The sequence below is a fragment of the Petroclostridium sp. X23 genome, from assembly GCF_030013905.1.
Lineage (GTDB): Bacteria > Bacillota > Clostridia > SK-Y3 > SK-Y3 > X23.
This window is the reverse complement of sequence record NZ_CP124862.1, coordinates 3,669,332-3,680,725: the sequence shown is the minus strand read 5'-3', so window position 1 is coordinate 3,680,725 and position 11,394 is coordinate 3,669,332. Positions and strand designations below refer to the sequence as shown.

Annotated in this window: 10 protein-coding genes; 1 reads left to right on the top strand and 9 read right to left on the bottom strand. The window is 39.6% G+C overall.

Translation table 11 applies throughout. The features are described from left to right. Window positions 1-125: 125 nt before the first annotated feature. The 8 genes from QKW49_RS17260 to QKW49_RS17225 all read right to left on the bottom strand — a co-directional run bounded on the left by QKW49_RS17260 (window position 126) and on the right by QKW49_RS17225 (window position 7,971). Window positions 126-1,817 (bottom strand): glutamine--tRNA ligase/YqeY domain fusion protein, encoded by a 1,692-nt coding sequence (locus QKW49_RS17260; RefSeq protein ID WP_282863904.1) that lies wholly within the window; start codon window positions 1,815-1,817, stop codon window positions 126-128. A gap of 285 nt (window positions 1,818-2,102) precedes the next feature. After that, complete coding sequence (locus tag QKW49_RS17255) at window positions 2,103-2,591, bottom strand: deaminase (RefSeq protein WP_282863903.1); 489 nt, start codon at window positions 2,589-2,591, stop codon at window positions 2,103-2,105. Between the two features lie 509 nt (window positions 2,592-3,100). Continuing rightward, a complete protein-coding gene (gene upp / locus QKW49_RS17250) occupies window positions 3,101-3,733 on the bottom strand; it encodes a uracil phosphoribosyltransferase (protein WP_282863902.1) in 633 nt (210 codons plus the stop codon). 26 nt (window positions 3,734-3,759) lie between these two features. Then, complete coding sequence (gene rpiB / locus QKW49_RS17245) at window positions 3,760-4,197, bottom strand: ribose 5-phosphate isomerase B (protein WP_282863901.1); 438 nt, start codon at window positions 4,195-4,197, stop codon at window positions 3,760-3,762. A 267-nt stretch (window positions 4,198-4,464) separates the two neighbouring features. After that, window positions 4,465-5,178, bottom strand: a complete 714-nt coding sequence (gene tsaB, locus QKW49_RS17240; RefSeq protein WP_282863900.1) for a tRNA (adenosine(37)-N6)-threonylcarbamoyltransferase complex dimerization subunit type 1 TsaB — start codon at window positions 5,176-5,178, stop codon at window positions 4,465-4,467. Between the two features lie 61 nt (window positions 5,179-5,239). After that, window positions 5,240-5,731 (bottom strand): tRNA (adenosine(37)-N6)-threonylcarbamoyltransferase complex ATPase subunit type 1 TsaE, encoded by a 492-nt coding sequence (gene tsaE, locus QKW49_RS17235; protein ID WP_282863899.1) that lies wholly within the window; start codon window positions 5,729-5,731, stop codon window positions 5,240-5,242. A gap of 127 nt (window positions 5,732-5,858) precedes the next feature. Beyond that, window positions 5,859-7,529 carry a formate--tetrahydrofolate ligase gene (locus QKW49_RS17230; protein WP_282863898.1) on the bottom strand — a complete coding sequence of 557 codons (1,671 nt, stop codon included), beginning with the start codon at window positions 7,527-7,529 and terminating at the stop codon, window positions 5,859-5,861. A 52-nt stretch (window positions 7,530-7,581) separates the two neighbouring features. Then, entirely contained in the window at window positions 7,582-7,971 is a 390-nt protein-coding gene (locus tag QKW49_RS17225; RefSeq protein WP_282863897.1) for a thioesterase family protein, read from the bottom strand. A gap of 186 nt (window positions 7,972-8,157) precedes the next feature. Here QKW49_RS17225 and QKW49_RS17220 point away from each other — a divergent pair, with 186 nt between their 5' ends. Next, entirely contained in the window at window positions 8,158-9,315 is a 1,158-nt protein-coding gene (locus QKW49_RS17220) for an MFS transporter (protein ID WP_282863896.1), read from the top strand. 115 nt (window positions 9,316-9,430) lie between these two features. Here the strand turns inward: QKW49_RS17220 and ftsH are convergent, their stop codons facing one another. Beyond that, window positions 9,431-11,293, bottom strand: coding sequence for an ATP-dependent zinc metalloprotease FtsH (ftsH, locus tag QKW49_RS17215; protein WP_282863895.1), 1,863 nt, complete (start codon window positions 11,291-11,293; stop codon window positions 9,431-9,433). Window positions 11,294-11,394: the final 101 nt, after the last annotated feature.

Here is an 11,394-nt window from a genome sequence, read left to right as displayed (position 1 = left end):
AAGTACAACCTATATTTTCACAAAAAAAAGAGTTGAATTAAGTGCAAAAAACACTTAATTCAACTCTTTTTTTACTATTTAAATATTATTACAATTGAAGCAGTGAATGATCATTTAAAAATGAATCACTCAGGCTTATATGAACTCTTCAATGATACAACCCTGTTAAACACCGGCCTATCGACGGTATGATCTTTAGAATCCACGCAGAAATATCCATTCCTTACAAACTGGAATTTTTCTTCTGCAGCCGCTTCTGCTAGAGCAGGCTCAACATAGCTTTCCAAAACTTCCAAGGATTTTGGATTAAGGTTCATCCCATCCATTAATGTAGCCTCACTATCCTCATTCTCTTCAAGGAACAAATGGTCGTATAATCTTACCTCTGCCTTCACAGCATGAGCCGCAGAAACCCAATGAATGGTACCTTTGACTTTTCTACCGGTAAATCCGCTCCCGCTTTTTGTTTCAGGATCATAAGTACAACGAAGCTCTATAATCTCACCGGTTTTCTCGTCTTTTACCACTTCTTCACACTTAACAAAATAAGCATTCATTAATCTTACTTCATTTCCCGGAAACAGGCGGAAAAATTTTTTAGGCGGATTTTCCATAAAGTCATCCTGCTCAATGTAAATCTCCCTGGAGAACGGTATCTTTCTGGATCCCATTTCCGGATTTTCCTGATTGTTTTCCGCATTCATATATTCAATCTGACCTTCAGGATAATTGGTAATTACGACCTTTAATGGCTTTAACACCGCCATCATACGCGCCTTTTTCATTTTTAGGTCTTCGCGTATACAGTGCTCCAATAATTGAATGTCCACTGTGCTGATACGTTTTGCTACCCCGATTTTATCACAGAAATCTTTGATGGCCTCGGGTGTATATCCTCTTCTCCTCAATCCTGAAATGGTGGGCATACGAGGATCATCCCATCCATCCACATACTTTTCTTCCACAAGCTTTCTAAGCTTTCTTTTACTCATCACGGTATATGTAAGATCCAGCCTTGCAAATTCGATCTGTTTCGGCGGATTTTCAAATTCCAATTCCTGCAGTACCCAATCATATAGCGGACGATGATCCTCAAATTCCAATGTGCATATGGAATGGGTAATATCCTCAAGGGCATCGGATATTGGATGCGCATAGTCATACATAGGATAGATACACCATTCGTCTCCGGTTCTATGATGGTGTGTATGAGAAATCCGGTAGATTACAGGATCACGCATATTAATGTTGGGTGATGCCATATCTATTTTCGCTCTTAACACACGGGTGCCATCATTAAATTCTCCATTTCTCATTCTCGTAAACAAGTCAAGATTTTCTTCTACCGAACGGTTGCGGTACGGACTTTCTTTTCCCACTTCTGTTAATGTTCCCCGGTATTGCCGGATCTCTTCCGCCGTCAGATCACAAACATAGGCTTTTCCTTTTTTGATGAGCTGCACAGCACAATCATACAGCTTTTCAAAATAATCCGAAGCATAAAACATACGGTCTTCCCAATCGAACCCTAACCATTTGACATCCTTTTTGATGGATTCAATGTATTCAATATCTTCTTTTATCGGATTGGTATCATCAAATCTCAGATTACACAAACCTTTATATTTTTTTGCCGTACCGAAGTTCAGACAGATAGACTTTGCATGTCCGATATGCAGATAGCCGTTAGGTTCAGGCGGAAACCGTGTATGTACATTATCATATACGCCTTCTGCTAAGTCTTTATCAATAATATTATGTATAAAATTGGCAGATTGTACGTCCTTATTCATTTCATTTGCAATATTGTTGGTCATCCTTCACTTCCCCTTATTTTTGATATTATCGCTATTATATCACTAACATTATTAACGAACAAATAATTTTTTAAACTGCTTCTCTGAAAACACTATATATAATGCATTAAAGAAATTACAGTAACGGTAGGTCTGGGGTGGTGTATGTTTCTGTAAGAGACCGTCCACTGTTTGAACGAAGTGAGTTTGGGTGCGTCTCTGGAGGACACATACACCACCTCAAAATCGTTTGCCAATGTAAAAACTTTAATGCGTTATATATAGCATCATATGGGCTCGGAGTTTTTAATATCCCATCTGTCCTGTAAGCGAATCGTCATGATCAATCCATTTCTGTACTTCTATCACTCTGTAAGAGTCTTTTGTATCTCTGACAATCACCTTTTCAATGCCTGCATTGATGATTAATCTCTTGCACATCGCACATGATGTAGCGTTTTGCACCAATTCCCCTGTCTTCATATCTTTTCCGACGAGATACAAGACGGCACCGATCATGTCCTTTCTTGACGCACTGATGATACAATTGGCTTCCGAATGCACCGAACGGCAAAGCTCATATCTTTCTCCTCTCGGTATGTTTAATTGCTCTCTCATACAAAAACCGAGGTCGCTGCAATTTTTCCTGCCTCTAGGCGAACCGGTATACCCGGTTGAGAAGATTTCATCGTTCTTTACGATGATTGCACCATAATTCCTCCGAAGACACGTCCCCCGCTCCAATACTGTTTCTGCGATATCAAGATAATAGTTATGCTTGTCCCTTCTTTCCATAACCCTCGTATCCCCTTTACATATTACTTATGATTCCTTTAAATTGAAAATTATTAATTATTATAACATAAATCATAATAATAATGTAAATGCAACTCAAACATTCAAAAAAAAAATCTATTGGTTATCGAAATAACGAATAGATTTTTATATTTTAATTTTATATACGTTACAATTTTAGTTGTAATTCTCCATCTTCATTCCAATTCAAATGTTCTATGCCTAATATCTCAATATGTGGATTATCTTTAATTTCCTCTACTAGCGCTTCTGATATAAGAATTTCTATTTCTTATAGATATATGGCTTGAATGCTGTGGACATTTAAGTTCTTTAGATATATATAAGTTGAATTAAAGATTTGAGTCGGAACGGCACAGGGGCCGGTCCCTACATATAACACCAAATTCCATTCATACCGGATTTGCAACTCGTAGGGAACGCCCCCCGTGGCGTTCCGTTGACTTGTAATATCCAATTATTTAATTTAACTTATATAACCTACTTTTTTATTTAGTTCCAAAAAGCCTGTCTCCTGCGTCACCTAAACCTGGTACAATATAACCATGATCATTCAGCTTTTCGTCAACAGCAGCACAATAGATTTCCACATCCGGATGGTCTTTCGACAATTTTTCTATTGCTTCAGGTGCCGCGATCAAGCCCATAATCTTAATGTTTGTTACCCCGCGGTCTTTAATGAATTGAATTGCCGCGGAAGCAGACCCTCCTGTTGCTAACATTGGTTCAAGTATAATGATATCTCTTTCCTGCACGTCAGTAGGCAGCTTACAATAATATTCTACCGGCTGAAGGGTTTCCGGATCTCTGAAAAGACCGATATGTCCAACTTTTGCAGCAGGAATAAGTCTTAACATACCATCTACCATTCCAAGTCCCGCTCTAAGTACAGGGACAATAGCTAACTTTTTACCGGATATCACTTTTGTTTTAGCAATTGCTACCGGGGTTTCAATCTCTACTTCCTTCAACGGAAGATTTCTTGTTACCTCATATCCCATAAGCATTGCGATTTCTTCCACAAGCTCTCTAAATTCTTTTACACCTGTATTAACATCTCTTATCAATGATACTTTGTGTTGAATGAGAGGATGTTCCATAATAAAAACATTATTGCTCATCACTGATTCTCCTTTATCATGTGTTATTACTTTCCTTCCAAAGCGTGGATCTTATCGATTCTGCCCTGATGCCTTCCGCCCTGGAACTCGGCACCCAACCAAGCCTCAACGATTTCAATAGCCAATCCCGGACCCGTTACTCTTCCTCCTAAGGCAATTACATTCGCATTATTATGCTCTTTGGTCATTTTTGCAGAATAACAGTCACCGCATAAAGCAGCTCTGATTCCCTTGACCTTGTTTGCTGCAATGGAAATGCCTATCCCTGTTCCACATATCAATATTCCTCTATCACATTCACCATTCACAATGGATGAACAAACCGGATGAGCAATATCCGGATAATCTACCGAATCAGGTGTTGCTACACCAAAATCTTTAACTTCATAACCTTTTTCAGTCAAATATTTTTTTATTTCCTCTTTAAGTTCAAAACCACCATGATCACTTCCGATTGCTATCATTACATTCACGCTCCTTATAATCAGTGGGGAGTGAGGAGTGGGGAGTGGGGAGAAAATTACCCCTGAATACATATGAAAACGGCCCCTTTTTACCATCCACTATCCCTAGTATGTTATTATTGTCTATTATCTTTAAATATTGTATATAATATTAATTACAATGTCAAAACTTTTTACATGATTCTACATCTTTTCTTATCTGCACATCATACACTATTCACTATTCGCTATTCATTATTCACTAAACAACGTCCATTGTACATTTTTTTATCCGCACTCTTCTCCGCACTTTTTCTCATATTCCCTTTCAGCCTGAGATTTCCTAAGATAAAAAGGTGAAAAAGTCATATAGCTTTCCGTTTCGCCGCGATATGCTTTCTGCATAGCTAATTCAGCGATGGAAGACGCTCTCTGCATCCTGCTGCTTACAGGTGCAAATTCGCAAAGCTCCCCAAGGCCTTCAACTAATTTGTCACGGAATACCGCTACCCCATCTCCGGTAAACATCACCTTTTCATTTCTTGCCTTGAGTTCTTGTATTAACTGCTCCAGTGATATTCCCCGATATCCTTCCACCATATAAAATGTCTTGTCAATCCATTTATATAAAGCATTATATACCTGCTCTCTCCTCGCATCCATAATCGGACAGACCAGGTATTGGCAGAACGGCAGGTTAAAAGCTAATCCATCCAGCGTGGAGATGCCGACAACCGGCTTATTCACTGCATGCGCCAGTCCTTTGACCGTTGCTACACCTATCCTTAATCCGGTAAAAGATCCCGGGCCATTGGCTGCCGCAAAAACATCTATATCTTCCACTTTCAATGCAGCGCTTGAAAGAATTTCCTTAATCATAGGCATTAACTTTTGTGAGTGCGTTTTTTTATGATTCAATATGTACTCACCAATCAATTTATCGTCTTCCAATATTGCAGCCGTCGCTACAATAGAAGACGTATCCACTGCAAGTACTTTCAATTTCGTTCACTTCCTATCCGTAAAATTGAGAACAGAGAATATATCATCGAAAATTTAAACCTTATCTGACAATTTTCAATTCTTTATTCTCAACTTTCATGTCTTTATAGATATTTCCTATACTTTCAATCACGATTTCCCTGTAATTTTCGCCTTTTTCCAAATCCTTGTTGATACTGATTTGAAAATATGAAGGAGGTAAAAGATCTTTAATATTTTCCGCCCATTCAATAATAGATATACCCTCACCATAAATATATTCTTCAAATCCTATTTCAAACATTTCATCTGCATCATGGATCCGATATACATCAAAATGATAGATAGGAATAGTCCCCTCATACTCATTGACAATGGTAAAGGTCGGACTGGTAACATCTTCTCTCACCCCAAAAGCCTTTACCAATCCTTTTGTAAAAGCCGTTTTCCCTGCTCCTAAATCCCCACCGAGACATAACACATCTCCAGGCTTTAAAGCTTGTCCCAACCTATACGCAATATGTGCCGTCTCTTCCGGCGAATTGCTCTTTAATACTACACCATTACTGCTCATTAAAATACCGCACCACCTATATGGTAATAAATCTGTTCAAAAATGCAACATAATTGTCCATTGTCCATTGTACATTAATAATTATTCACTATTCCTTATTCACTATTCCTTATTCACTATTCACTATCTAAAACAGTCCTATAATCTTGCCGCTTTCGTCTATATCAATCTTCTCTGCTGCAGGCTCTTTTGGTAATCCCGGCATGGTCATAATATCTCCTGTCAGCGCTACTATGAATCCTGCTCCAGCCGAAATCCTTACTTCTTTTACAGTGACGGTAAAATCTTTCGGCATTCCTAATAATGCGGCGTCATCGGATAATGAGTACTGGGTTTTCGCCATACATATCGGTAGTTGGTCATAGCCTAAAAGCTCCAGTTGTTTAATTGCTCTTTCTGCTGAAGAAGTATATGCTACATCCCTACCGCCGTAAATACGAGTGACAATGGTATGTATCTTTTGCTTAATAGGCTGTTTCTCATCATATAGAAGATGAAATGCCGACGGCACGGTATCAATTACTTTAACCAGGGTATCGGCTAATTCCATGCCGCCCTCGCCGCCTTTTTCAAATACTTCTGAAATAGCGCATTCTACACCTAACTCAGCGCAGTACTGTTTTATAAAGGTTATCTCTTCTTTTGTATCTGTATTGAACCGGTTAATGGAAACGATAACCGGTACATCAAATCCTCTCATATTCTCTATATGTTTTTTCAGATTCACAATACCAGTAGACAATGCTTGAAGATTTTCTTCTTTTAACTCCGCTTTAGGTACACCACCATTATATTTTAACGCCCTTACCGTAGCAACAATGACAATGGCATCAGGTTTCAAGTTCCCATATCTGCATTTTATATTAAGAAACTTTTCCGCCCCGAGATCAGCGCCAAATCCCGCCTCGGTAATAACATAATCCGACAGCTTCAGTGCCAGCTTTGTTGCAGCAATACTATTGCATCCATGAGCGATATTGGCAAACGGTCCTCCATGCATCAAGCATGGTGTATTTTCAAGGGTCTGGACAAGGTTTGGCTTGATCGCATCTTTTAATAATAATGTCATCGCACCATCCACGTTCAGATCTTTTGCAGTAACCGGCTGTCCATTATAATTATATCCGATAATGATTTTTCCCAGACGATCTTTTAAATCCATCAGCCCGTCAGCAAGGCATAATATGGCCATAATCTCAGAAGCAACTGTAATCATAAAGCCGTCTTCACGGGAAAACCCGTTTATTTTTCCGCCAAGACCTACTACAATATTGCGTAATGCCCTGTCATTCATATCCAAGGCCCTTTTCCATAAGATCTGCCGGGAATCTATCCCTAATTTATTTCCCTGATGTATATGATTGTCAATGACCGCAGCCAAAAGATTATGTGCTGATGTAATCGCATGCATATCCCCGGTAAAATGAAGATTAATATCTTCCATGGGTACAACTTGTGAGTATCCGCCTCCTGCTGCACCGCCTTTCAGTCCCATTACCGGTCCCAATGAAGGCTCTCTTAGAGCGATAACGGCTTTTTTCCCGATTTTCACCATCGCTTGTCCCAATCCTACAGTAGTGGTTGTCTTTCCTTCCCCTGCGGGTGTCGGATTAATGGCTGTTACCAATATTAATTTCCCATCCGGACGGTCTTTGATCCGCTCCCAGATCACATCACTAATCTTTGCCTTATACTTTCCATAGTATTCGAGTTCATCTTCACGAATATCCAACATTTCCGCAATCTCACGTATGTGTTTCATTTCCGCTTGCTGAGCGATTTCAATATCTGTTAACATATTGGCTGTACTCCCCCTATAGCAATGTTTTCTAAACTCCATAATCTTCGAATTATTTTGTATTCACCTTATTCATAAACCGCTCAACGTCGATGATGAATCTCTCATGTGTCCCTTCTCCTATTTTCCCTTTTTCATCAAAGGCTTCCACACTAAAAACCAACTTTTTTTTGTCTATTTCTTTCAATTCCGCTTGTGCGTATACTTTCACACCTACTGGAGTCGCAGCCATATGCGAAATATCCACGCGTGTGCCAACGGTAGCTTGTGTCTCTTCAAGATATGGCTGAACACATTGGGCAGCCGCCTTCTCCATTAGAGCGATCATCATAGGCGTAGCAAATACCTCCACTGCACCGCTTCCTACTTCCTTTGCAGTAAGCTGCTCTGATACAATCATCTCTACCTTTTGTTCTAAACCGATTTTTAATTGGTCACTCATTTTTATCACCGCCAAACATAGTTTTCACAAATTAAAAATATTTTATCATATTGTACCTAACTAATCCAATGTTTTTTCAATATGCATTGAATCCCGCTAAAAATAGTTGTATTATATATGAGAACATGTTAAAACATGTAGGTTATAATATACATTGCACTAAAATTCAAAGACGTGAGGTTAGAAATGAATAATCGCAAAAAACATATTTTTTTATTCCACTTTGTTACAGGTTTTTTTTGGTTTAGTCTATACGCATACGTACCTACATTAGCAACTTATGTTGAATCGCTAGGCGCTTCTTATAAAATGGTAGGGATCGTGTTAGGCTCTTACGGCTTTACACAGATGCTTTTGCGCATACCCTTGGGAATTTTATCGGATACCCTTAACAAACGGAAAGTTTTTATTATTCTGGGTGCCGTACTGGCACTGGTCAGCAGCCTGGGCTTGTGGTTGTTCCCAAATGTCGGACTGGTATTATTGTTTCGCGCTCTTTCGGGTGTTGCTACAGTCGCTTGGGTCACTTTCACCGTACTATATTCCAGTTATTATGAAGATGACCATGCCCCTAAAGCCATCGGCATTTTAAACTCTTTCAATTTCATGGGGCAGATGGCCGCAATATTTCTCGGGGGACTTGCGGCTCAATACTTTAACCAGCAGGCTCCTTTTCTAGTGGCATCTGTTGGAGGTATTCTCGCACTTATTTTAAGTTTTGGCATCTATGAGAATAAAATTGACCGCAAACCTCTGAAGCTATCGGATATCGTAAGTGTTGCCACCGATAAAAACTTTATGTTAATATCTCTTTGCTCCATTCTATCCCAGTTTATTACCTTTGGTACAATGTACGGATTTACTCCTGTGATCGCCAAACAATTGGGGGCAACTGATTTTCAATTAAGTCTGCTTACAAATATTTCAACTATCCCTGTAATTTTTGCTTCTGCCATGAGCGGCACTCTTTTTATAAAATACCTGGGTGAAAAGTATACCGTTATGCTGGGTTTTTTAGCTGCTGCTTTAGCAAGTATAGCTACTCCTTATATGCCAAGTATCGCATGGCTTTATGTCATCCAGTTCATCGGTGGATTTGGGAGAGGATTAACGTTTACGCTGCTGATGGGAATAAGTATCAAAAATATTGAAAATTCCCGTAGAGCTACAGCTATGGGCTTTTTCCAAGCAGCCTATGGTATCGGAATGTTTTTAGGCCCTGTGGTGGTAGGATTTTTCAGTGATACACTGGGCATCTCCTCCGGCTTCTGGTTTTCGGGGTTTTTAGCAATGGTGGGTACTGTCATTACATACTTCGGTATTCAGTCTGGAACGGCGGGTTGACAATGGGCTAGTGAAAATATATTTTAGGCAGACACAAGACCTGCCACTACGACAACTGTTGCGTTATTAATGTTATAAAAAAAACCTAAGGTGCATGCACCTCAGGTTTTTTTTATTATTCTTCTTCGTTATTTTCTTCAACTTGCTGTATTTCTGTTTCCTCTTTAACTTTACCTTCAAATATTTCTTCAAACTGCGGTCCATCCAATTTTTCTTGTTCAAGAAGGGCTTGGGCAACTTTATGAAGTTTGTCGATATTATCTAGTAAAAGCTGCTCGCATTTTTTATAGGAACTATCAATAATCATTCTGATCTCATCATCTATCTCTGCTGCAACATGTTCACTATAGTTTCGAGACTGTACCATATCCCTGCCGATAAATACTTCATCCTGCTCAGAGCCGAAAGTAATCGGACCGATTTTGTCACTCATACCATACTTGGTTACCATTTTGCGTGCGATACTACTAGCTCTTTGAATATCATTTGATGCTCCGCTGCTAATGTCATCCAGTACAAGTTTCTCAGCAACACGGCCTCCCAATAGCTCAACGATATCTTCCATCATTTCCAGCTTTGACACATAGTACTTATCTTCTTTTGGAAGAGATAAGGTGTACCCTCCTGCTCTTCCGCGAGGAATAATGGATACCTGATGAACAGGGTCTTGTGTAGGAAGAAGCTTTGCAATAACCGCATGCCCGGCTTCATGATAGGCAGTGAGTCTTTTCTCCTTACCGCTAATCACTCTGGTTTTCTTCTCAGGTCCGGCTATGACTTTGATAATAGCTTCTTCTAATTCAGTCATATTAATTTGCTTTTTATTCTGTCTGGCCGCAAGCAATGCAGCTTCATTCATTAAGTTTTCGAGATCCGCACCGGTAAATCCGGGTGTTGTTTTCGCAAGTACAGATAAATCTATATCTGAGCCAAGCGGCTTGCCTTTGGAATGTACCTTTAATATTTCTTCTCTGCCTTTTACATCCGGTACTCCAACAACTACCTGCCTATCAAAACGTCCCGGTCTTAGTAACGCCGGATCAAGGATATCCGGACGGTTGGTTGCAGCTACAATAATAACACCTTCATTGATTCCGAATCCATCCATTTCAACCAAGAGCTGATTCAGTGTCTGCTCTCTTTCGTCATGTCCTCCGCCCAGACCGGCACCTCTATGCCTGCCTACCGCATCAATTTCATCAATGAATACGATACATGGGGCATTTTTCTTTGCTTGCTCAAACAAATCTCTTACCCTTGAAGCTCCGACACCAACAAACATTTCAACAAAATCGGAACCGCTTATACTAAAGAACGGAACACCTGCTTCTCCCGATACCGCTTTGGCAAGCAAGGTCTTACCTGTTCCCGGAGGTCCTACCAACAATACCCCTTTCGGTATTCTGGCACCCAATTCAATAAATTTCTTAGGTGATTTTAAAAATTCTACGATTTCTTTCAGTTCTTCTTTCTCTTCGTCAGCACCGGCAACATCATCAAAAGTTACTTTCTTCTTATCATCGGTAGCCAGCTTGGCTCTGCTTTTCCCAAAAGACATTACCCTGCTTCCTCCGCCTCCTTGCGACTGTTGGAGGAAAAATACCCAAAACAGGATAAAGATCACAACTAATCCCAGCGTAGGAAGTATGGTTACCCACCACGGAGGGGTCGGAGGTTCCTGGAAAGTTACTTTAAGCTTTCCGGAAGCTACTTGCGCTTGCCACTCATCGCCTACATCCTCTTTTAATGTGTCTACGTCAGGAATGGTAATCTCCGTTTTCGTATCATCATTTTGTGTGGATATAACTTTTCGATCTATGATTTCCAATTCTTTTACCTGTCCGGCCTGAATAAGCCTTACCAGATCAGAGTACACTTTCTGCTCGGTTTTATTGGGCAAATTGTATAAAGTAAATATCATTAATATTACTACAAAAAGTAATATATAGAAACTAATGCCCTTGAAGTATTTCTTCAATAAACTCCCTCCTCAGAACCACTGCTACTATGCGGTCATATGTAATAGTCATATGTTATAATATATTAACACAAACATTTAAAAAAAACAACTAATTTTAC

Bases quoted from the DNA above. Each gene is read 5' to 3' on its own strand.
- rpiB (WP_282863901.1), bottom strand. From the start codon at position 4,197: ATGATAGCAATCGGAAGTGATCATGGTGGTTTTGAACTTAAAGAGGAA.
- QKW49_RS17230 (WP_282863898.1), bottom strand. From the start codon at position 7,529: ATGTTAACAGATATTGAAATCGCTCAGCAAGCGGAAATGAAACACATA.
- QKW49_RS17255 (WP_282863903.1), bottom strand. From the start codon at position 2,591: ATGGAAAGAAGGGACAAGCATAACTATTATCTTGATATCGCAGAAACA.
- tsaE (WP_282863899.1), bottom strand. From the start codon at position 5,731: ATGAGCAGTAATGGTGTAGTATTAAAGAGCAATTCGCCGGAAGAGACG.
- upp (WP_282863902.1), bottom strand. From the start codon at position 3,733: ATGAGCAATAATGTTTTTATTATGGAACATCCTCTCATTCAACACAAA.
- QKW49_RS17220 (WP_282863896.1), top strand. From the start codon at position 8,158: ATGAATAATCGCAAAAAACATATTTTTTTATTCCACTTTGTTACAGGT.
- QKW49_RS17225 (WP_282863897.1), bottom strand. From the start codon at position 7,971: ATGAGTGACCAATTAAAAATCGGTTTAGAACAAAAGGTAGAGATGATT.
- QKW49_RS17260 (WP_282863904.1), bottom strand. From the start codon at position 1,817: ATGACCAACAATATTGCAAATGAAATGAATAAGGACGTACAATCTGCC.